The organism is Cyanobium sp. Cruz-8D1 (assembly GCF_024345975.1).
Taxonomy (GTDB): domain Bacteria; phylum Cyanobacteriota; class Cyanobacteriia; order PCC-6307; family Cyanobiaceae; genus Cyanobium.
Map to the genome: position 1 here is coordinate 89,263 of NZ_JAGQCD010000010.1, position 20,025 is coordinate 109,287.

At 70.1% G+C, this 20,025-nt stretch carries 19 protein-coding genes; 10 read left to right on the forward strand and 9 right to left on the reverse strand.

The features are described from left to right. The first annotated feature begins 43 nt into the window (after positions 1 to 43). Entirely contained in the window at positions 44 to 961 is a 918-nt protein-coding gene (locus KBZ33_RS08575) for an NAD-dependent epimerase/dehydratase family protein (protein ID WP_254952135.1), read from the forward strand. Here the strand turns inward: KBZ33_RS08575 and KBZ33_RS08580 are convergent. After that, positions 933 to 1,490, reverse strand: a complete 558-nt coding sequence (locus KBZ33_RS08580; protein ID WP_254952273.1) for a CDP-alcohol phosphatidyltransferase family protein — start codon at positions 1,488 to 1,490, stop codon at positions 933 to 935. The genes KBZ33_RS08575 and KBZ33_RS08580 overlap by 29 nt on opposite strands. A 47-nt stretch (positions 1,491 to 1,537) precedes the next feature. Between KBZ33_RS08580 and KBZ33_RS08585 the strand changes: the two genes are divergently transcribed. Beyond that, positions 1,538 to 2,005 carry a CBS domain-containing protein gene (locus KBZ33_RS08585; protein ID WP_254952134.1) on the forward strand — a complete coding sequence of 156 codons (468 nt, stop codon included), beginning with the start codon at positions 1,538 to 1,540 and terminating at the stop codon, positions 2,003 to 2,005. Here the strand turns inward: KBZ33_RS08585 and pdeM are convergent. Beyond that, complete coding sequence (gene pdeM / locus KBZ33_RS08590; protein ID WP_254952132.1) at positions 1,962 to 2,666, reverse strand: ligase-associated DNA damage response endonuclease PdeM; 705 nt, start codon at positions 2,664 to 2,666, stop codon at positions 1,962 to 1,964. The two genes, KBZ33_RS08585 and pdeM, sit on opposite strands and share 44 nt — an antisense overlap. 89 nt (positions 2,667 to 2,755) lie before the next feature. Between pdeM and KBZ33_RS08595 the strand changes: the two genes are divergently transcribed. Beyond that, entirely contained in the window at positions 2,756 to 4,876 is a 2,121-nt protein-coding gene (locus KBZ33_RS08595) for a 4Fe-4S binding protein (RefSeq protein WP_254952130.1), read from the forward strand. A gap of 27 nt (positions 4,877 to 4,903) precedes the next feature. Here the strand turns inward: KBZ33_RS08595 and KBZ33_RS08600 are convergent, their stop codons facing one another. The 3 genes from KBZ33_RS08600 to KBZ33_RS08610 all read right to left on the reverse strand — a co-directional run bounded on the left by KBZ33_RS08600 (position 4,904) and on the right by KBZ33_RS08610 (position 7,125). Continuing rightward, a complete protein-coding gene (locus tag KBZ33_RS08600) occupies positions 4,904 to 5,356 on the reverse strand; it encodes a gamma-glutamylcyclotransferase (protein ID WP_254952128.1) in 453 nt (150 codons plus the stop codon). 111 nt (positions 5,357 to 5,467) lie between these two features. Next, entirely contained in the window at positions 5,468 to 6,301 is an 834-nt protein-coding gene (locus tag KBZ33_RS08605) for a PhzF family phenazine biosynthesis protein (RefSeq protein WP_254952127.1), read from the reverse strand. A gap of 14 nt (positions 6,302 to 6,315) precedes the next feature. Further along, positions 6,316 to 7,125, reverse strand: coding sequence for an NYN domain-containing protein (locus tag KBZ33_RS08610; protein WP_254952125.1), 810 nt, complete (start codon positions 7,123 to 7,125; stop codon positions 6,316 to 6,318). A 95-nt stretch (positions 7,126 to 7,220) separates the two neighbouring features. Here KBZ33_RS08610 and KBZ33_RS08615 point away from each other — a divergent pair, with 95 nt between their 5' ends. Together KBZ33_RS08615 and KBZ33_RS08620 are read left to right on the forward strand one after the other, a co-directional pair. Continuing rightward, positions 7,221 to 8,231, forward strand: coding sequence for an esterase-like activity of phytase family protein (locus KBZ33_RS08615; RefSeq protein WP_254952124.1), 1,011 nt, complete (start codon positions 7,221 to 7,223; stop codon positions 8,229 to 8,231). Beyond that, positions 8,228 to 10,450 (forward strand): PhoX family phosphatase, encoded by a 2,223-nt coding sequence (locus tag KBZ33_RS08620; RefSeq protein WP_254952122.1) that lies wholly within the window; start codon positions 8,228 to 8,230, stop codon positions 10,448 to 10,450. The genes KBZ33_RS08615 and KBZ33_RS08620 overlap by 4 nt, the downstream gene beginning before the upstream one ends. Positions 10,451 to 10,910: 460 nt before the next feature. Here KBZ33_RS08620 and KBZ33_RS08625 read toward each other — a convergent pair whose 3' ends face one another. Further along, entirely contained in the window at positions 10,911 to 12,755 is a 1,845-nt protein-coding gene (locus KBZ33_RS08625; protein WP_254952121.1) for a VWA domain-containing protein, read from the reverse strand. 217 nt (positions 12,756 to 12,972) lie between these two features. On the opposite strand from KBZ33_RS08625, the gene KBZ33_RS08630 reads away from it, so the two are divergent. The 4 genes from KBZ33_RS08630 (at position 12,973) to KBZ33_RS08645 (ending at position 15,580) form a co-directional block, all read left to right on the forward strand. Beyond that, entirely contained in the window at positions 12,973 to 13,668 is a 696-nt protein-coding gene (locus KBZ33_RS08630; RefSeq protein ID WP_254952119.1) for a substrate-binding domain-containing protein, read from the forward strand. Between the two features lie 60 nt (positions 13,669 to 13,728). After that, the gene (locus KBZ33_RS08635; RefSeq protein WP_254952118.1) at positions 13,729 to 13,896 is read left to right on the forward strand and encodes a hypothetical protein; all 168 of its coding nucleotides are present in this window, start codon (positions 13,729 to 13,731) and stop codon (positions 13,894 to 13,896) included. 217 nt (positions 13,897 to 14,113) lie between these two features. After that, the gene (locus KBZ33_RS08640; RefSeq protein WP_254952116.1) at positions 14,114 to 15,226 is read left to right on the forward strand and encodes a UDP-2,3-diacylglucosamine diphosphatase; all 1,113 of its coding nucleotides are present in this window, start codon (positions 14,114 to 14,116) and stop codon (positions 15,224 to 15,226) included. Between the two features lie 120 nt (positions 15,227 to 15,346). Then, on the forward strand, positions 15,347 to 15,580 hold the full coding sequence (locus KBZ33_RS08645) for a FeoA family protein (RefSeq protein WP_254952114.1): 234 nt from the start codon (positions 15,347 to 15,349) through the stop codon (positions 15,578 to 15,580). Positions 15,581 to 15,612: 32 nt separating this feature from the next. Here KBZ33_RS08645 and KBZ33_RS08650 read toward each other — a convergent pair whose 3' ends face one another. Then, entirely contained in the window at positions 15,613 to 17,490 is a 1,878-nt protein-coding gene (locus KBZ33_RS08650; protein WP_254952112.1) for a ferrous iron transporter B, read from the reverse strand. A gap of 7 nt (positions 17,491 to 17,497) precedes the next feature. Next, entirely contained in the window at positions 17,498 to 18,025 is a 528-nt protein-coding gene (locus tag KBZ33_RS08655) for a ferritin (RefSeq protein ID WP_254952110.1), read from the reverse strand. Positions 18,026 to 18,517: 492 nt separating this feature from the next. On the opposite strand from KBZ33_RS08655, the gene pstS reads away from it, so the two are divergent. Then, positions 18,518 to 19,525 (forward strand): phosphate ABC transporter substrate-binding protein PstS, encoded by a 1,008-nt coding sequence (pstS, locus tag KBZ33_RS08660; protein WP_254952109.1) that lies wholly within the window; start codon positions 18,518 to 18,520, stop codon positions 19,523 to 19,525. A 188-nt stretch (positions 19,526 to 19,713) separates the two neighbouring features. Here pstS and KBZ33_RS08665 read toward each other — a convergent pair whose 3' ends face one another. Further along, the gene (locus KBZ33_RS08665) at positions 19,714 to 19,863 is read right to left on the reverse strand and encodes a hypothetical protein (RefSeq protein WP_254952107.1); all 150 of its coding nucleotides are present in this window, start codon (positions 19,861 to 19,863) and stop codon (positions 19,714 to 19,716) included. Positions 19,864 to 20,025 lie beyond the last annotated feature (162 nt).

The window sequence follows — 20,025 nt, forward strand, 5'->3', positions numbered from 1 at the left end:
CCCGGCCGGCCGCTTGAATGGCGCTCACCGATGCGGCTTGGCGATGAGGATCCTGGTGATGGGCGGTACCCGCTTCGTGGGTCGCCCCCTGGTCGGCCGCCTGCTGGCCGCCGGCCACCAGCTCAGCCTGTTCACCCGCGGGCGCCAGCCCGTACCGGAAGGGATTGAACACCTGCAGGGCGACCGCAGCAGCGCCGAGGGCCTGGAGGTTCTGCAGGATCGCCCCTTCGATGTGATCATCGACAGCTCCGGCCGCGCCCTGGAGGACACCCGCCAGGTGATCGCGCGCACCGGCCCCCCTGCCCACCGGCTGGTGTACGTGAGCTCGGCCGGTGTGTACGCCGACAGCGAGCTCTGGCCCCTCGACGAGGAATCGCCCACCGATCCCCAGAGCCGCCACGCCGGCAAGCTGGACACGGAAGCCTGGCTGCGCCTGGAGGGCATCCCCTTCACCAGCTTCCGGCCCACCTACATCGTGGGGCCGGGCAACTACAACCCGGTGGAGAGCTGGTTCTTCGATCGGATCGTGCACGGCCGGCCGGTGCCCCTCCCCGGTGACGGCAGCACCATCACCCAGCTGGGCCATGTGGCCGACCTGGCCGCCGCCATGGCCCGCTGCATTGAGGTGGAGGCCGCCACCAATCGGATCTACAACTGCACCGGCTCCCAGGGCATCAGCTTTCGGGGCTTGGTGGCCGCCGCCGCCCGGGCCTGCGGCACCGATCCGCAGAGGGTGGAGATCCGCAGCTTCGATCCCGCCGGCCTCGACAAGAAGGCCCGCAAGGCGTTCCCGCTGCGCCTGGCCCATTTCCTCACCGACACGCACCGGGTGCGGCGGGAGCTGGCCTGGGAGCCGGCCTTCGACCTGGAGGCCACCCTCGCCGACAGCTACACCAACGACTACGCCCTGCGCCCCGCCGCCAGCCCCGATTTCAGCGCTGATGCGGCGTTTCTGGGGTGAAGGTCTGACGGGCCCGCAGGTACCCCAGGGCCGAGCTGAGCGCCAGCAGCAGCGACGGCCAGAACAGCCACCAGCCGGCGTTATGCAGCAGGCGCACCAGTGGAGCGCCCTGGCCCAGGCCCCAGGCGGGCGGCCAGAGCAGAAGCAGCAGGGAGAGGAACTGCAGGATCGTCTTGGCCTTGCCCCCCAGCGAGGCGGGGCCGCCGCTGCCCTGGCCGGCCCTCCAGCCGGAGATCAGCAGCTCCCGGGCCAGCAGCAGCCACACCGCCCACAGGGGCAGGCCGCCCGTGTGCGCCAGCCACAGCAGCGGGGCGCTGATCAGGATCTTGTCGGTGAGCGGATCAAGCCGGGCCCCCCACACCGACCCACCGCCGGCCCGACGGGCCAGGGCGCCATCGGCCCAGTCGCTGAGGCCGCCCAGCAGCAGCAGCACCCAGGCCAGGGCGGGCCGGCCGCCGGCCAGGGCCAGCAGCAGGGGCAACCCCAGCACGGCCCGGGCAAGCGTCAGCAGGTCGGCGAGGCGTCGCAGGGGAGGGTCCCGTTCACCAGCAGAATGCCATCACCGAGGAGATCCGCATGGTCGTCGAGCGCAGCGTGGCCGAAGTGATGACCAGCCCCGTGCTGAGTGTCGCCACCACCACGCCCCTGCAGGAGGCCGTGCAGCTGATGAGCGACCACCACATCAGCGGCCTGCCGGTGCTCGATGAGCTCGGAGCGCTGGTGGGGGAACTCAGCGAGCAGGACCTGATGGTGCGCGAGAGCGGCTTCGATGCCGGGCCCTACGTGATGCTGCTCGATGCCGTGATCTACCTGCGCAACCCGCTCGACTGGGACAAGCAGGTGCACCAGGTGCTGGGCAGCACCGTGGGCGACGTGATGGGCTCCAAGCCGCACAGCTGCCCCGCCAGCACCTCCCTGCCCCAGGCCGCCCGCCAGCTGCACGACCGCGGCACCCAGCGGCTGTTCGTGGTCGATGAGCAGGAGGGCCTGGTGGGGGTGCTCACCCGCGGCGACGTGGTGCGGGCGCTGGCCGCCGAAAGCTGAGGCCACTCCGTCGGGGGGTGGGGCCCCAGGGCACCACCGTGCCCTCGGCCACCAGCCAGAGCACCTCGCCCTCCGGGCAGGGGTGGCCGCCGGTGAGCTGGCCGAAGGCCGGCAGCACCAGCTGCTCGGCCGTTGGGTCGTAGGCGAAGCAGGGAAGACGCAGTCGGTCGGATCCGCCACCGATCAGAGCGACCGGGTGGCGATGGCCGCAGAGATTCAGGTGGCCGGCCCGGGGCTCGGGGGCATGGCTCAGCCACAGGGGTCCCAGGGCCAGCGACGGCTCCTGCTCCAGACCCTCGAGCCAGCAACCCCGCTCGTGGTTGCCACCGATCAGCCGCAGGGGGCAGCCCAGCAGCTCAGGCAGGGCCCGCAGCTTCTGGCGCAGGTCGGCCGTCAGGCCCAGCCGGCTGTGGATCAGATCCCCCAGCACCAGCACCTGGGCGGGCCCGTGGGTGTGGGCCAGCGCCAGCAGGGCGTTGAAAGTGGCCCCGTCGCCATCGCTGGGGAGCGGGATGCCCTGGCTCTGGAAGCTCTCCGCCTTGCCCAGGTGCAGATCCGCCACCAGCAGGACCCCTAGCTGCGGATCCCACACGGCCCGTTCAGCCAGCAGCTGCAGCCGGTGACCCCGCCAGAGAAACTCGGCCGAACCTGACGCGTTCATGGTGAATCCGTCAACGTGCCGATGGGACCGGGCAAGGAGAGAGCCCCCCCATCGTCTCCGACGACAATCAACACAGCGCGTGGTCTCCGATGACGTCAAGCCAGCCGGAGGCCAGCACCGACCCGAGGGCCTGCCTGCTGCGGCTGGCCCCCTACCTGCTGGGCCGCACCCGCCGCGGGGTGGTCGGCAGCAGCCGCTATGCCCAGAAGCTGCGGGACGCCATCCGCGCCGCCTCCGCCGATGCCAGCGGGCGGGCCGTGCTGATCAGCGGCGAGCCTGGCCTCGAGAAGGACAACCTGGTCGCCCTGATCCACTTCGGCTCAAAGGCGCGCAAGCAATTGCTGGTGCGCCTCAACTGCGCCCTGCTCCGCCCCGATGGTGCCGAACTGTTCGCGGCCCCCGCCGGCGGCGTCGCCCTGATCGACTGCATCGGCGCTGGCGGGCTGCTGCTGGATCAGGTCGACCGTGCCGCCCCGGCCCTGCGGCCCGCCCTGCTGGAGCTGGCCCGCAGCGGCCGCTGGCGCTCCCCGGATGGGGACCACGCCGAGCATGTCTTCGCCGGCCGCGTGTTCCTCACCGCCGAGACGAGCGCACCTGATTTCGATGCCCTCGGCTGCCAGATCCGCGTGCCGCCTTTGCGGGTGCGGCGCCAGGACCTGGGTGAATGGCTCCGCTACGGCGTACGCCAGAAGGCCCTCAGCCTCGGCTGGAGCCAACCGCCGGCCGTGGGGGAGGGGCTGGTGAAGCGCCTTCAGACCTACGACTTCCCGGGCAACGTGCGGGAGCTGCTGGAGCTGATCGAACGGGCCCTGCGCCAGTGCAGCGGCGACCACCCGGAAGAGCTGCCCGAGGACGTGTTCTGGACCCTGCGGCGGCCCCAGCGGGCCCGCTTCGATCTCTGGCGCTGGAAACCCTGGTTGCGCAACGCCATGCGCTCACCCCTGCTCTGGAACGCCGTGCTGTTCGGGGTGGTGAGCTGGGTGTTCGTCCTGGTGAACCTGTGGCTCTGGTGGGGGCCCCAGGACCGCGGCCACAACCTCTTCTGGGCCTGGTGGTGGCCCCTGATCCTGCTGGGCTATCCCGTGGTGGGCCGCCTTTGGTGCTCCTTCTGCCCGTTCATGGTCTGGGGTGAGATCAGCCAGCGGCTGGCCAAGCGGTTGGGCTGGCAGCCGGCCCGCTGGCCGCGGGGCGACACCGACCGCTGGGCGGCGCCCCTGCTGGCGGCCGGCTTCGCGGCGATCCTGCTGTGGGAGGAACTGGGCGACTTGCGCAACAGCGCCCGGCAGAGCAGCGCCCTGCTGCTGCTGATCACCGCCGGGGCCGTGGTCGGCTCGCTGCGCTTCGAGAAGCGTTTCTGGTGCCGTTACCTCTGTCCGGTGGGGGGCATGAACGGCCTGTTCGCCAAGCTGGCGATCAGCGAGCTGCGGGCGGAGGCGGGCACCTGCAGCGGCAGTTGCAGCAGCTACGCCTGCTTCAAGGGGGGCCCGGCGGAAGGGGAAGGACTGGCTACCGCCGGCTGCCCCCTGGCCACCCATCCGGCCCACCTCACGGACAACCGCAACTGTGTGTTGTGCCTCACCTGTGCCCAGGCCTGCCCGCACCGCTCGGTGCAGCTGCGCCTGCGCCCCCCCGCCGCCGATCTGCAGCGGGACATGGCGCCACCGGCCGGGGAGGCCGGGCTGATCCTGGTGCTGGCGGGCGGTGTCTGCCTGCGGCACTTGCAGCGGTTGCTGGGCTGGCTGCCCCTGGCGCCGGATCTGCTGGAGCAGGGTCCGCTGCTGGCTCGTCTGGCCTTCGCCGCCCTGGCACTGACCCTGCCGGCGGGGCTGTGGCTGCTGCTGCGGCCCCTGCTAGGGCGGCTGCGCCCGGCCAGCTCCAGCTGGCTGCTGCTCTACGCCCTGCTGCCGTTGCTGTGGGCCCTGCTGCTGGCCCAGCATCTGCCGATGGGAATGGCGGAAGGCGGCCAGTTGCTGCCGGTGAGCGCCGTAACCCTCTGGCCCGCCCTGGCCGCCCGGTTGCCCGCCTGGAGCGCCGATGGGCATGTGATCGCCTTCTGCCAGAGCCTGGCGGTGCTCCTGGGAGTGGGCGGCTCCTTGCTGCTGCTGCGCCGCCTGCTGCAGCTGGCCTTCTGGAGTGGCCCCTCCTTTGCCCTGTCAGGCCTGGTGATCGTCCTGGGCACGGGGGGGCGCTGGCTGGTGGCAGGGGGCTGACGCCCGCAGAGCCGCGACGGTACCGCGCTAGGGATTCCGTTTGACAAGGGGGGCAAGGCCCATCTGGCTGCGGCGCACCGCGGCTCCCGGCGCTGGCCCCCGCCAGCAACCATCGGTGATGGCGGGCACATAACGCACCTGGTGCGGTCGGCCCAGGTACACCCAGGCGTGGCGGCCATCGGCCAGAGGCAACCGCCGACGGTCGTAGAGGCGCGGATAACCCTCGAGGCGATCGAGGCGGGCCAGGCCTCCGGCCTCCACGGCATACACCTCACCCCGCACCGACCCCTCTCCAGGCACGGCCATCGGAAAGGGGCCCAGGTCGTGGAGCACCACATCCGGCAGAACCGCCTCCCCCAGGAAGCTCGCATCGCTGAGCCAGTGGTGGTTGCCGTGCCCGCGCTTGAGCGTGCCGTAGACAAAGACCAGGGCGGGATGGCTTTGCACGGCTAGGGCCAGGGCAGCGGGGCCAGTGGTCATAATGCGACGGAAATGCACCCGGTTCCATGACGATCGCCCTACTTGCGGCGCTGCTGGGTTCGCTGGTGTTGATGGGCTGGATCGTCAAGCGGCTCGAAAAGGCCTCCTGATTCAGGCCTCCAGGGGGCGCACCTGGCCCGCCACCCGGATTGAGCCCCCCGGCTGCGCCGGAATCTCAGCGAGCAGCCGGGAGCGGCAACCCATGTCCTCCCCCTGCACCACAGCGATCCTGCCGCCGTGGGGCCAGCCGAGGCTCTGCAGGTAGCCGGCCAGCGCCGCGGTGGCCGAACCGGTGGCCGGATCCTCGTAGACGCCGCCGATGGCGAAGGCATTGCGGCTATGGAACGACTGGGGCCCTTCCGCCCAGACCAACAGGAGCGTCAGCAGCCCCGCCGCAGCCATCAGCCGGGCCCCGTCTTCCATCGAATAGCGCATGGCCGCCAGGTCCTCGCGGCGGCGCAGAGCCAGCAGCAGATGGTCGGCGCCGCCATGGACGATGGCCGGTGGCAGGGAGGGATCCAGGTCCCGGGGGCCGTAGCCGAACAGCTCCAGGCCGGCCGTGAGCAGGTCCGGCGCCACGGGGCGCTGCTGGGTGGGGGGCGACTGCAGGGCGGCACTCCAGCGCTGTCCCTGCCGCTGGCCCTCCACGCTGATCTCGGCCCCGTTGAGCACCAGGGGGAACACCCCATCGCCGCAGTGTTCGGCCAAGGCAGCCCCGAGGGCGACGGTGGCGTGGCCGCAGAAGGGCACCTCGGCGGCCGGGGAAAAGTAGCGCACCCGCCAGCCGTTCCCCTGGGGAGCGGCGAACGCCGTTTCCGAATCGCCCACCTCGGCGGCGATCCGCTGCATCTGGGCGGCGTCAGGCAACTGCTCGCCGATGAAGACGCCGGCGGGATTGCCGCCGTGATCGCCATCGCAGAAGGCCGCCAGGCGCCGCAGAGTCATGGCCGGTTCAGGGTTCAGAGGTCCTCCCGGGCCCGCACATAGACGATCGTGCGGTTGCCGCTGGGGGCCTCCCGCTCCTCCATCACGAACAGGGAGGGACAGCCCCGCACCAGATCGGAGAGCTTCTTGAAGCCATAGAGACGGGTGTCGAAGTCGGGCTGGATTTTCTGCAGGTAGCTGCCGAAGGTGCCCAGCTGGGTCCAGCCCGATTCCTCCACCGAGCGATCCAGCGCCTCCATCAGAAAATCGGCCGGGATGACGGGATGGCCGCTGGCAGTGGGATCACTCTCCTGGGGCCGGCGGGCACTGTCCGCGGCAGCGGCCTCTTCCCCGTGACGGGCGGCGGTCCGCAGCACCTCGGTGAACAGGAACTTGTGGCAGGCGTTGCGGAAGGCCGCCGGGGTCTTCTCCTCACCGAAGCCGTACACCAGCAGGCCCTCCTCCCGCAGCCGCACGGCCAGGCCGGTGAAATCACTGTCGCTGGTCACCAGGCAGAAGCCATCGAAGCGGCGGGTGTACAGCAGATCCATCGCATCGATGATCATCGTGCTGTCGGTGGCGTTCTTGCCCACGGTGTAGGCGAACTGCTGCATCGGCTTGATCGAGAACTTGTTGAGCAACTTCTTCCAGGACGCGCTCTCCGGTGAGGTGAAGTCGCCGTAGATGCGCCGCACGATCGCCTCCCCGAAACGGGCCACCTCCTCCAGCACCGCCTCGATCACCGCCGCCCGGGCGTTGTCGGCGTCAATGAGCACCGCCAGGCGCTTACCGCTGTCCTCTCCCAGGCCGCCGGCCGGGGGCTGGGCTCCCGATGGGGATCGCATCACACATCCCCTGATCCTCCCTTGACCCTACCCGCCCCGTACCCGGGTGTCCCCGGATGCCGCCGCCGCCCCCCGGCGGCGGGAGAATTCCGTCCATGGTTGTGCCCCTGATCGCTGTCTCGCCGCCGCCCCTGCTGCCCTGCCCGGCCGAGGCGGGCTGGGATCTGGTCGCCCGGGGGCGCCTGCCGCGGAGGGACGCGAACGGGCAGCCGTCGGGAGGCTTCTCCGCCGCCAGCTACCGGAGCGACACCGATGCGCTGCTGCTGCTCAGCGATGCCCCCCGGGGCCGACTGGGCGCCTGGGGCGGTGTGCGCCAGCTGGGGCGCGTGCCGCTCCAGCCCCTGTTCCAGCTCGACCTGACGGGATCCCCCGCGGCGCCGCTGCCGGCGGAGATTGATGGCGAGGGGATGGTGGTGCTGGGCGAGCGGCTCTGGCTGGCCAGCGAAGGCCGGCGCCGCCCCGAGCGACCGGCCCAGCTGCTGAGCTTCAATCCGGCCAGCGGCCAGCTGGTGCGCGCCTACCCCCTGCCCGCCGACTGGCAGCCGGCCCCGGGGAAAGGCCTGGGTGCCAACCAGGGTCCGGAATCCCTGGCCCTGCTGCGCCGGCCCGGCCAGGCGGACACGCTGCTGATGGCCTCGGAATCACCCCTGCAGCAGGATCCCCCGGCCCAGGTGCGGCTGCTGGGCTGGAGCCTCGGTCCATCCGGAGCCACCGCCCGGCCCCTGGCCCGCCTGGCCATCCCCGCGGGCGAGGGCTGGGGACTGACCGACCTGCTGGTGATCGACGCGGGCACCCCGCAGCCCGGATTGCTGGCCCTGCTGCGGCGCTTCCAGGCCCCATGGCACTGGCAGGTGCTCCTGGCCCACTACCCCCTGCCCGATGGCCAGGCCGACCCGGACAGCGTGCTGCAGCCGATCCGCCAGTGGGACCTGATCGAAGCCGGCCTGCCACCCGACAACTGGGAGGCCCTGACGCCGGGGCCGATCCAGGCCGATGGCCGCCCCAGCCTGCTGCTGGCCTCGGACGACAACTTCAGCGCCTTGCAGGACAACCACCTGGCCCTGCTGGTGCCGCGCCGCAGCGAACCCTGCCCCCCGAACCGATGAACCGCCGCGACCTGCTCTCCCTGCTCGGCATCGGTGCCTGCTCCTTCGCCCATGCGGCCCTGCCCTCGGCGGCAGCGGGTTCGGCGGCGGCGGGGCGGTCAGCAGGTCCCAGACAGGGTGAAAGCCCCTTCCCGACGGTTCCCACCCCCCTGCCGGTGCCCAGCGACGGGCTCGACGCGGCCGAGCAGCGGCGCCGCTATGCCCGCATCGAACTGGAGGACCGGCTGGTGCTCCCCGACGGCTTCCGGGCCGATCTGATCGCGGTCTGGGGGGATCCGCTGGCCGACGGTCGCTTCGGCTTCAACAACGACCATCTGTCGTTCCTGGCCCTGGCGCCGGATCGGGCCCTGCTCACGGTGAACTTCGAGTACATCAGCGCCCGGGCCTGGCGGCAGGGCTACGCCGAAGCGGTGGGGGGGGGGCTGCCGTTCGACGCCGTGATCGACTCCCTGGCCGCCCGGGCCGGCCGGGTGGATGCCGCCAGCCTGGCGGCGGACGACCCGCTGCTGGCGAGCATCCGCCAGCTGGCGGAAGCGGCGATGGCCGATCTGGGTGTGGGCGTGATCGAACTGGAGCGGGAGGAGGGCGGCCCCTGGCGGCGCCGGCCCGGCCGCTTCGATCGGCGCATCACCGGCCTGAGCGGCTGGCGCGACCCCGCCCGGCGCCTGCGCAGCTCGGGGCCCGCGGCGGCCGTGTTCCGGCGCCGCGGGCGGCTCGGCTACGACGACGGACTCGGGGACGCGATCATCGGCAGCTTCGCCAACTGCGCCGGCGGCGAGACCCCCTGGGGCACGGTGCTGAGCGCCGAGGAGAACATGCAGAGCCAGGTGCCCGAGGCCGTCCACGCCGACGGCTCCTCCGTCTCGCCCGCCGCCCGCCCCTTCGCCTACGACGGCCAGCGCCTCGACGGCCTCGGCAACCCCTTCGGCCTGGCGGGCAACAAGTACGGCTGGATGGTGGAGCTCGACCCGCGCCGGCCCGAACGCCCCGCCGTCAAGCACAGCTGGCTGGGCCGCTTCCGCCACGAGGCGGTGGCCGTGAAGGCCGTCGCCGGCCAGCCCCTGGTGGTCTATTCCGGCTGCGACCGCCACGGCGGCCACCTCTACCGCTTCGTCAGCGACGCGCTGATCCGCGATCCGGCCGACCCGGCCAATTCGGAGCTGTTCAGCGCCGGCCGGCTCGAGGTGGCCCGCTTCGATCCGCCCGGCCCGGACGGCATCGAGGGCCGGGGCCGCTGGCTGCCCCTGGAGCCCACCACCCCGGTGGAGCCGCTGGGGCCCGGCCACTTCGCCCGCCACGGCGTGGAGCAGGCGGTTCTGCTGCCCCACAGCGACCGCCGCAGGCCCGGCGCCGAAGCCTTCAGCAGCGACGCGGCCGTGGCGGCCTACCGGCGCCGGTTCGCCACCCTGGCCGACCTCTATCCCGGCGAGGGGCAGGAGCGGATGGGGGCGATCCTGATCGATGCCCATCTGGCCGCCTGCGCCATCGGCGCCACCCCCGCAGCCCGGCCCGAGGACACGGTGATCGATCCGCTCAGCGGCGACCTGCTGATCGCCTTCACCGCCGGCGGCGGCAGCGACGACGGCCGGGCCGACCCGGCCATCTTTCGCGGGCCCAAAGGGCAGGCCAGCTGGCCCTACGGCTGGATCATGCGCCTGGTCGACGACGAACCGACCCGGGCCGGCTCCTTCCGCTGGCGGCTGGTGGCCACCGGCGGGGCTCCTTGGCAGGGGGGCCTGGGCTTCGCCAATCCCGACAACCTCGCCATCGACAGGCTCGGGACCATCTGGATGGTGACCGACCGCTCGACCAAATCAGCCGATCTCGATCTGTTCGGCAACAACAGCTGCTGGGTGCTGCCATCCCGTGGCCCGGCCGCCGGTGAGGCCTTCTGCTTCGCCACCGGGCCGATGGAGTGCGAGCTCACCGGTCCCTGCTTCGACGGCGGCGAATCCACCCTGTTCCTGGCGGTGCAGCACCCGGGCGAGGACCATGGCACCCGCCCATCGGCGGAGGCCCGTGAGGCCCAGGCCCACCGGCTGGTGGATCGCTCCGGGCGGCCCTTCGAGCAGCTTCGCTGGGTGCCCCTGGGCTCCAACTGGCCCTCCGGCGTCCCCGGCCGGGCCCCCCGCCCCGGGGTGGTGGCGATCCGGCGCCTGGCGGGCGGGCCCCTGCTGGGGCCTCAGGCGGTGCCGGCGTCGAGGGAACGCTCGATCTGATCGAGGGCCTCATCGAGCGGCTCGATCGCCGACGCCATGGCGGCATCGCTGGCTTCGGTGCTGGGCCACTGGTGGTCGACCTGGCGGCGCAGCTGCTGCAAGCCGCCGTCGATGGCCTCCAGCCGGTGGGCCAGGGCCAGCAGCCGGGCCTCCCGTTCATCCATCCCCTGGTGCGCCGCATGCAGGTTGCGGCGCAGCTGGTCCACCAGCCGCCGCCGTTCCTGGCGCAGGGGACCCTCCGCCTCCCGTTGCAGGGCCTTCTCTTCCCGGGTCAGGCGGCGGGCCAGGTCGTCGGGATCGAGGCGCCGCCCGCCGCCCGACTCCAGCAGGGGCCACCGTTCCCGCAGCCGCTCCGGCAGCTGCTGCAGCCGCTCGCAGCAGAGCTGGACGCTGCCCAGGGCCTCCAGATGGCCCGGGTCCGTGAACCGGGCCACGGCCTGCTCCCGCAACGCCAGCGCCGTCACAGCCAGGCCGCCGGCCCGCTCCAAGGCCTCCTCCAGGCCCGCATCGAGGCGCTGGTCATGGAGCCGCTGGCTGCGGCTGCGGCGCCCGGCCGCTCCCTCCCGGGCCAGCAGTGCCGCGCCGGCCACGCTGAGGCCAACGGCCGGCAGGAGCGCCAGGGGCAGGGCCACTCCGGCGCCACGCACCAGCAGCACCAGGCAGATGCCGCCGGCGGCGACCGCCAGGGGATGGTCGAGGGGGTTGGTCCAGCCCGGTGCCGCCATGAGAACGCCATCTGCAGATCTTCCATGCGGCGCCGGATGCTGTCCGCGGTGCCGGTGGTGAAATCGCCGCCGTTGCTCTCGGCGATGCGGCGCAGCACGTCGGCGTCGAAATCCCCCTGGTTGCCGTAGCCCAGCGTGAACACGCCGATGCGCTCATCACTGGCGAAGCCGCTGCGCTTGAGCTCACCGCCGAGAGCCTCCAGGGAGAGGCGCGAGCCGTTGTCCTGGCCATCGGTGAGCACCACCACCGCCAGGATCTCGCCGGGGCGCCGGGTGGAGCGCAGCCAGTCACGGCCCTGGCGGATGGCGTCGTAGAGGACGGTGCCACCCTCCGCCTCCAGCGAAGCGATGAAACGGCCGGCAAGGTCCGCCCCAGCGCCACCACCGCTCACCACCACCGGCGGCCGCAGCCGGTTGTCGCAGTCGAACAGGCCCACGGTGTCCCGCGGACCGATCTGGGCCAGGTAAGCCTGCAGGCTGCGCTGGGCCGCCGGCAGCTTCTCCCCCTTCATCGACCCGGAGCTGTCCACCACCAGGGCCACCCGGGAGGGCTTCTTGGCCTGGTTGCGCCAGAGGACGATGATCGCCTCCACCACCTCCGGCTTCGGCGCCCGCAGGGAGTCGTACACCACCCGGGGGTCGGCGCCGTAGGCCGCCGTGACGCGGCTGGGCGGCACCGCCGGGTTGGCCGGCCGCAGCCCCTGGTCGGCCGCCAGGCGCTGGATATCCTCGCGCTGGAGGCGCTCGATGAGCAGCAGGGCCGCCTGCTTCTCCTTCGGCGACACCCAGGGGGCCTGCGGCAGGATCGCCCGCATCGTGCTGGCGTAAGTGGCCCTGGGGTACACCGCCTTGAGGGGGTCCTGGTCGCCCTGGCGGGAGGCGTTGACCGCCACCACCGACGACTCGTAGACCGAACCCACCGAGGCCCAGAAGGTGCCGTTGCGCTGCATGGCCCGGGCGAGTTCATCGGTGGAGCTGCCATAGCGGGTCACATGGCGCTGGATCGCCGCCACCTGGTCGGCATGGGCCTGCACATCCGCCAGGGTCAGCGCTTCGGGTCGCTGGCCGGCCACCTCGGCCACCATCGCCACCAGGGTCTGCAGGCCCGAGTTGGAGCGGGTCGGGGCGGTGTGGACGAAGCGGATCGGCTGGGAGGGGCCGGCCGGATCGAGCTGGCGGTGGTCGCTGCTGCGCGCCAGGGCGGTGAAGGGATCGGGGCGGTCGAGTCCCCTGGCGAGGGCCGGGGTGGTCATGAACACCATCGGACTGGAGGCCAGGGCCGGCGCATCGGCCGGTGGCGGAATCAGCTCCCGGGTGGGGGCCAGGCGCTGCAGCCGGTGCCGCAGCAGGTCGAGATAGATCTCGCCGTCCACGGAAACCAGGGTGGGGATGCGGGGATCCTCGGCCGCCTGGCCGCCCTGGAGCACCCCCCGGGCATGGGTTTCCATCTCACTGACCACATCCCCACTGCCGGCGGCGCGGCAGCGCAGCAGCACCGGGGTGCGATCGGCCAGCCGTGGCGGCGACTGGGCGATGACCTTGGCCGCCTCCTGGCAGAAGCCCCTCAGGGCACTGCCCACCAGCATCTCCAGCTCCAGGGGTGGCGGGGCCAGGAGCTGGCAGCCGCTGATCGGCAGGCCGAGGGCCAGGCGCTGAGGCCGGCCAGCCGCAGGGGCCGTGCCATGGAGAGGTACGGAATGATGCGCTCATTCTGCTGGCCTGAGCCGGTGGCCCCGGGGAGGCCGGTGGCGGCAGCCGGTGCCGCGGTCAGACTGCAGGGCACCGTGACGGCCCCCCTTGGAAGCGACCCTGAGCCGCAGGCGCCTGCTGTCGCTCCTGATCGCTTCTGTTTCCTTGGCCCTGGCGATGGCGCCCCTGCCCGGGCTGCGGCGGCCGCTGCTGGTGGCGGTGGGGTCGGAGCTGGCCGGTGCCATGGGCGAACTCGAACCCATCTTCGAGCGCCACCAGGGCGGCATCGACCTGACCTGGAAGGTGCAGGGCTCCCAGGACATGGTCAACCTTGCCAGGGAGGAGGGGCCGGAGCGTCCGCGGGTGCTGATCCCCGCCAACCGGGACCTGCTCAACCAGTTGGCCGGTGAGCTCCAGGCCCAGGGGGCGCCAGCTCCGTTCCTGCAACCCCCCGTTCCCGTCGCCCGCACCCTGCTGGTGGCTGTGGCCTGGCCGGAGCGGGCCCAGCGGCTGTTCCCGGACGGCCGCTTCTCCTGGCCCCAGCTGCGGCGCGCCACGGCGGCGGGCCAATGGGGGGCCCTGGGCGCCCCGGCCAGCTGGGGCAGCGTCGATCTGCGCAGCGCTGATCCGATGCGCTCCAATTCCGGCCAGCTGACCCTGGCCCTCTGGTGCCGGGGCCAGAACGGTGCCGACTGTGCCGCCGACCTGCGCCGCGCCGTCTACCGGCCGGCCCGCTCCACCGACATCCTGCTGCAGGAATTCATCAGCGGCGGCCCCAACGAAGGCGACCTGGCGCTGGTCTAAGAAGCTTCGGCCCTGACGCGGCAGCCGGAGGCCGGCGGGCAGCAGGATGGCGAGCGATTCGTGGCGTTCCTGCTCTCCCCGGACGGCCAGGCTGTGCTCCGGCGCCAAGGGTTCCGCGGCGCCGACGGCGGCGGCGGCAGCCCGGCCGCCAGCGGCGTAAAGCGCCTGCAGCCTCCCTCGCCCGAGGAACGGGACGAGCTGCTGCGGCTCTGGCAACAGGCTGGCTGACCATGGGGCGGTATTGCTGCTCACCAGAGCTGGTGCGGCAGACAACGGACGGGGGCGAGGAGACGGCCGACGCCGCAACGAAGCCCAGAAAACGGGATTCGACATCTATTTCTGATGCTGACTCCGCCGTGATCCGTGCCGGGATCGTGTCACCATGGCGGAGCCAAAGGCCAGAGCGCGCCCTGCCTCCGGGCGCCGATCCACCTGCCGGAAGGTTGTGCTCAGCTGCGACGCCCTGTTCATCTCGGATCTGCATCTGGGCTCCAATCAGTGCGAAGCCAGCCACCTGGCGGCGTTCCTGGAGTGCATCCGGCCCAGGCAGCTGTTTCTCGTTGGCGACATCATCGATCTGCAGGCGATTCGCTTCAACGCCAACGTCGATGCCGACTTTCTCACCGACCTGATCGATTCCCTCCTCCTGGCCCGGGAGGATGGGGACCCCCTCACCAGCGAGACCCTGCTCAAGGCCCAGCTGCTGCGGGCCTCGCACCGGCGCGTGCTGGAGCGGTTCCAGGCCCTGCACCGGGACGGGGTGGCGATCACCTACATCCCCGGCAACCACGACGCCTACCTGCGCCGCCACGCCGGCCTGGAGCGGCCCGGCTTCGCCATCCGCCGTCAGGATGTGTACGGCACGCCCTCCGGCCAGAGGCTGCTGGTGCGCCACGGCGACGAGTACGACCGGCTGATCCGCTTCCACGCCGGTGCGGCCGAGGGGCTCGCCCGGCTGCAGGAGCACTACAGCGCCGGCATCAATGGCCTGCTGTCCCCGTTCACACGGCCGGCCAACGGGCCACTGCCGGCCGGCTGGAATGCGGAGGGAATCCTGCAGAGCGCCGTCGATCTGCTGGCCAGCCACCGGGAATGGCCGATCCCGATCAGCCGTGGTCTCAACTCCTCAGGAGGGTTCTCCCTGGCCTTCGTGCTCGAGAGCGCCCTCAAGAGCCGCACCGGGCACGACCGGCTGATCAAGCGCGGGATTGTCCAGCACCTGCAGCGGGAGGGACGGGGCCCTCAGGCCTTTGACGGGCTGATCAACGGCCACACCCACATCCCCGAAGCCACGCCCCTGGCCCTGCCGGAACCCTCCGGTGACGATCAGGGCCCCTGCCACATCACCTACTACAACACCGGCAGCTGGGCCCGCAGCCAGCGCCGGCTGGGGCGCACGGCGCTGGTGGTGGCCCACAGCGGCAGTATCGGCATGGTGCGCTTCGACCGGCGCCGGGGCATCGAGCCCTTCCAGCCCCCCCGCTTCCCCTTCAACACCTATCCGATGCGACCCTGCCGGGGCTGCGGCCTGGGGGTGGCGCACCTGCAGGGGGAGTGAACCTTCACCTGCATCAAACTGAACCACGGCCGGGCACAAACGGCCCGTCCAGCAGGGAGTTCTCCGATCGGAGATCGCGTGAATCTCTCCTACAGTCTTGCATTGGAGACCAGGGATTTGATGTCTCTCAGCCAGGTTCCGGAGGGTGCACGTGTATGGCTCCGCAGTTTGCCCCTGCATCCGGAACTGCAACGGCGTCTGCTGGCGATGGGGATCAGGCCGGGGGTGGAGATTGAGGTGCTGCGCCGGGGGAAACCCGGCGGCCTACTGCACCTTTCCAGTGGCCTGATGGAATTCATGCTTCGGGGCGAACAGGCGGCCGAGATGGAGGTGACCTTGATCCCCCCTGGTTGAGCGATCGCCACCAGTGCGCCGGCGTTGGTCGATCAGCGCAGGGACAGGATCCAGCCACCCCCCTGAAACACCACAAGGGCCATTACCCAGGCAAGCGACAACGACCAGCCCAGGGACAGCAAGGCGAAGGTGCGACTCCGGGATTCCTGCAGCTGGGCCGCCACGGTTCCCAGGCACGGGGTGTACAGAAGGACGAAGGTCATGAAGCTGAGCGACTGCAGCGGTGTGATGGCGGTCTGGATCGCCCCACCGAGGCCGGAGGCGGTGGTGCCATAGATCACCGCCATCGCCCCCAGCAGGATTTCCTTGGCAATGAAGCCGAAGAAGAGAGAAACGCTGAGCTCGGGGTTCATGCCGATCGGCCCCAGCAGCGGCTGGAAGAATCGGCCGATCCCCGCCGCCAGCGACAGGCCGGAGGCCTCCGTTGCCCCCGGGGGCAGGTTGGTGAGCAGCCAGATCGCCGCCACACCCACGAGGATGAACACCCGCGTGGTCACCATGAAATTCAGCATCGACGTCCAGCCACGGCGCAGGATGGTGATCAGGCTGGGGGCCCGATAGGGCGGAAGTTCCAGCACGAAAGCCCCATCGCTGGGGTAGGCCCGCTTGAACACCAGGCCCGTGATCACGGCGGCTGCAAAACTCATCACATAGAAGCCGAACAGCACCAGTCCGGGCGCCCACCAGGGCCTGGGGAAGAACACCCCGGCCATGAAGATGAACACGGTGAGCCGAGCCTGACAGAGGGCAAAGGGAATGCACAGCATCGCCAGCAGGCGCATGCCCCGATCCCGGATCACCCGGGTACCCAGAATTGAGGGAACGTTGCAGCCGAAGCCCATCACCTGCAGCACGAAGGCCCGCCCATCCAGCCCCAGCCAGTGCATGAACCCATCCATCAGAAAGGCGGCCCGTGGCAGATAGCCGGAGTCTTCGATGATGCCGATGAGCACGTAGAACACGAAGATCAGCGGCAGGAACGTGGCCACCGTGCCCACGCCCAGCCAGAGGCCATCCACCAGGAAGTGCCGCAGCCCGTCCGGACAGCCCAGACTCTGCAGACCCGGCACCAACCAGCTCGTCTGGATCCAGTCGAGAGCGGCTCCCAGCAGATCCTGCAGGGGCGTGGTCACCGCGTAGAGAAGCTGGAACACCGCCAGCACCATCACCAGGAAGAGCCCAACTCCCAGCAGCGGATGCAGCAGGAAGCGGTCAACCAGGCGAGTGCGGTGATTGAGCAATCCCTCCGGAAGGGTCACGTAGCGGGCCACCAACTCCTGCTGCCACCCATCCGGCACCGGAACCTGCGGCTGGGGGGAGCCTTGGAGGGCCACCTCGGCAGGCTTGGGCGCTTCCCCCCACTGGTGCAGCTGGTCGAGCAGTTCGGCGATTCCCTGGTTGCGCTTGGCACTCACCGGCAGCACCGGCAGGCCGAGGGCCAGGGACAACCCCTGATGGTCAACCGTGATGCCGAATCGCCCGGCCTCATCGCTCATGTTGAGTGCCGCCAGCATCGGCAGGCCCAGCTGCCGCACCTGCAGCAGCAGCCGCAACTGGCTGCTGATCTGGCTGGCATTCAGAACCACAACCAGCAGATCGGGCGGGGTGTCGCGCAGGAAGCGTTGCACCACGGCCTCGTCCTCACTGCTGCCGCTGAGGTCGTGGATCCCCGGCAGGTCCACCAGCTCGTAGGTGCTGCCGTGGCCGTCGTCCGGCAGCGGACCCCGTTGCAGCTCCACCGTCAGGCCAGGCCAGTTGGCGATCTGCGCATGGCCGCCGGTGAGTCGGTTGAAGAGCGTCGACTTGCCGGTGTTGGGCATCCCCACCAGGGCCAGCTGAAAGCCCGGGCCATGGCTTTGGCCACTCTGCACCTGGGAGCCGTGGCAGGACGGGGAAAGGGATGACGGCATCGAGGCCTCAGGCCCCCCTGGTGCCACTGAGACCGCCCTTGACATGGGTCAGGGCGGTCCCCTCCAGGAACTGCTGGTCAAGCAGCAACAAGGCGGCGCTGTTGTCGCCAGCCAGGCGCAGGCGCTTGCGCACGAAGCGGGCTTCGGCCTCCTCCTGGAGCTGCTCGGCCACAAACCAATCGAGCATGGCGGTGGCGCTGCGTTCGCCAACGGTTTCGGCCATGGCATAGAGCCGGTTGATCGAGGCGGTGACCCCCTTTTCCATGTCATACACCTGGTCGAACAGGGTCTGCACCGACGGCCAGCTGCGTTCCGGCGCTTCGATGGTGGGCAATTCCACCTGTTCGTCACTGTCCACCAGATAGGTAATCATGCGGGCCGCGTGGTCGCGCTCCTCCTGGCTCTTGCCGTGCATATAGGTGGAGAAACCGGCCAGATCCTTCTCCCGCAGCCAGATCGACATGGCGAGATAGGTGTGGCCGGCCTGGAACTCAGCGGCCAGGTGTTGGTTGATGGCGCTGGTGAGCTCTTTCACGTGGACGGCAGGGAACACACACCTATCCATAGCCAGGGCCGGATGGCATGGCCGTTCCATTCCCACGACCCGATGAAAGCCGCTGACACCTGGAAGAAGCCCGGTCCATCAAGACTGGGCGCTGGACCATCTGGTGGACGTTGTGGTGGGCCCTCCACACCCAGGGCGGATCCCACAGGAGACGATCAAGGAGGGTCAGAACAGGAGCGGCCGAGCCGACCGATGGGCGGCTTCGACGGCGACCTGGCCAGGGGCTGGGCCACGGGGCGAGTCAGGCCGCCAACCACCCGACTGGAGGTTTCACCACCGCTGGAGGGCCTCGCCAGGACCCGCCGGCAACGGTGGCAGAACCCTGTACACGCGCAGATTTTTCCTTCCAGACGCACCAAGGGCCCAGTCCAGAGCAATCCTTGAAGACCCGTTAACCTGCCCATAACACGATTGGGCTGAGCGGGTTGCTATTCATAACTTGCTCCACAATTGGCATTTCTGATGACCTTCGCGAAGAAGGCCCTGATTCTCTCCGCCGCCGGTGCTGTCACCGCTGGACTGGCGGTTCCGGTGATCGCCCAGAGCAATTCCATCAGTGGCGCCGGGGCCACCTTCCCCGCTCCGGCCTACCAGCGCTGGGCCGTGGAGTTCGCCAAGGAAACCAAGAGGCAGGTGAATTACCAGTCGGTGGGATCCGGCGCCGGTGTTCGCCAGTTCCACGCCGGCAGTGTCGACTTTGGGGCCACCGATGAAGAGCTGAACGCCTCCAAGGGTGAGTTCACCAAGGGCGTGACCGCCCAGCGCGGTGCCCTGCAGATCCCGATGATGGGCGGCACCGTCACCCCCGCCTACAACAATCCCAGCTGCAAGAACCTCAAGCTCACGCAGACCCAGGTCGCCGACATCTTCCTCGGCAAGATCAAGACCTGGGATCAGCTGAAGTGCGGCAAGGGCCCGATCACGGTGGCCCACCGTTCCGATGGTTCCGGCACCACCTTCGTGTTCACCAACTCCCTCTCCTGCTTCTCGCCGGAATGGAAATCCAAGGTGGGCACCGGCAAGGCCGTCAAGTGGCCGGTTGGTGTGGGTGGCAAGGGTAACGAAGGCGTGGCCGGCGTGATCCAGAACACCCCCGGCTCGATCGGCTACCTCAACCAGGCCTACGTGAAAGGCAAAATCGTCGCTGCTGCCGTACAGAACAAGGCCGGCAAGTTTGTGATGGCCAACGACGTCAGCGGTGCTGCCGCTCTCAACAGCGTCAAGCTGGATGCGCGCCTCGGTGGTGAGGACTGCAACCCGGCCGGCGCCAACTCCTTCCCGATCGCGGCCTTCACCTGGATCCTGGCCTACCAGAAGGGCAATGGCGACAAGGCTTCCACCGTCCGGCAGTTCCTGACCTGGGGCCTCTCTCCCAAAGGTCAGGCGATCGCCAAGCAGCTGGATTACGTGCCCCTCACCGGTGCCGTTCTGGCCCGTGCCCGTGCCGAAGTGGCCAAGATCGGTAAGTGATTCCGATCAACTCACTCACCCCTTAGGGGTGAATCGGGGGGCTTAGGCCCCCCTTTTTTGGGCACATCGTTCCACTCGCGCAACACAGGCAGAGAGGCCTCTGCCATGGCCCCAGGCCCGCTTGAGGAAAAAGCCTGGGAGTGAATGAACGACTCCCCGGCATGGCCTTGGCAACGGATGATTAGGTGCTACTTAGTCCGTTGGCGATCAATCGGCCTGGCACGGGATGGCTGGCACTCATCAGGATCTTGCTGGCCCTTGTCGCCGGTGATGGAGCCGACGGCGGACTGGATTTTGCCTTCAGCATCTTTGGCTGCGGCGTCGATTTTGGTGGACATGGTTCTCAGGGGGTTAGGGAGTGGAGCCGGGGGTGATCGTCCATGCCATTGCCGGTGGCTGCGATGGGTTGAGCCTGCCGATCAACTCTCACGGTTCTTTTCCCGTGCAATGGCATGGCTCAGTCCTACGCAGGAATCGGAGCAGCAGACGGCTGATCCCCA

What these genes read in the sequence shown, in the direction of transcription:
- KBZ33_RS08645 (WP_254952114.1), top strand. Translation starts at nt 15,347, where the DNA reads ATGTCTCTCAGCCAGGTTCCGGAGGGTGCACGTGTATGGCTCCGCAGT.
- KBZ33_RS08615 (WP_254952124.1), top strand. Translation starts at nt 7,221, where the DNA reads ATGGTTGTGCCCCTGATCGCTGTCTCGCCGCCGCCCCTGCTGCCCTGC.
- KBZ33_RS08650 (WP_254952112.1), bottom strand. Translation starts at nt 17,490, where the DNA reads ATGCCGTCATCCCTTTCCCCGTCCTGCCACGGCTCCCAGGTGCAGAGT.
- KBZ33_RS08605 (WP_254952127.1), bottom strand. Translation starts at nt 6,301, where the DNA reads ATGACTCTGCGGCGCCTGGCGGCCTTCTGCGATGGCGATCACGGCGGC.
- pdeM (WP_254952132.1), bottom strand. Translation starts at nt 2,666, where the DNA reads ATGAACGCGTCAGGTTCGGCCGAGTTTCTCTGGCGGGGTCACCGGCTG.
- KBZ33_RS08595 (WP_254952130.1), top strand. Translation starts at nt 2,756, where the DNA reads ATGACGTCAAGCCAGCCGGAGGCCAGCACCGACCCGAGGGCCTGCCTG.
- KBZ33_RS08665 (WP_254952107.1), bottom strand. Translation starts at nt 19,863, where the DNA reads ATGTCCACCAAAATCGACGCCGCAGCCAAAGATGCTGAAGGCAAAATC.
- KBZ33_RS08585 (WP_254952134.1), top strand. Translation starts at nt 1,538, where the DNA reads ATGGTCGTCGAGCGCAGCGTGGCCGAAGTGATGACCAGCCCCGTGCTG.
- KBZ33_RS08575 (WP_254952135.1), top strand. Translation starts at nt 44, where the DNA reads ATGAGGATCCTGGTGATGGGCGGTACCCGCTTCGTGGGTCGCCCCCTG.
- pstS (WP_254952109.1), top strand. Translation starts at nt 18,518, where the DNA reads ATGACCTTCGCGAAGAAGGCCCTGATTCTCTCCGCCGCCGGTGCTGTC.
- KBZ33_RS08620 (WP_254952122.1), top strand. Translation starts at nt 8,228, where the DNA reads ATGAACCGCCGCGACCTGCTCTCCCTGCTCGGCATCGGTGCCTGCTCC.
- KBZ33_RS08610 (WP_254952125.1), bottom strand. Translation starts at nt 7,125, where the DNA reads ATGCGATCCCCATCGGGAGCCCAGCCCCCGGCCGGCGGCCTGGGAGAG.
- KBZ33_RS08600 (WP_254952128.1), bottom strand. Translation starts at nt 5,356, where the DNA reads ATGACCACTGGCCCCGCTGCCCTGGCCCTAGCCGTGCAAAGCCATCCC.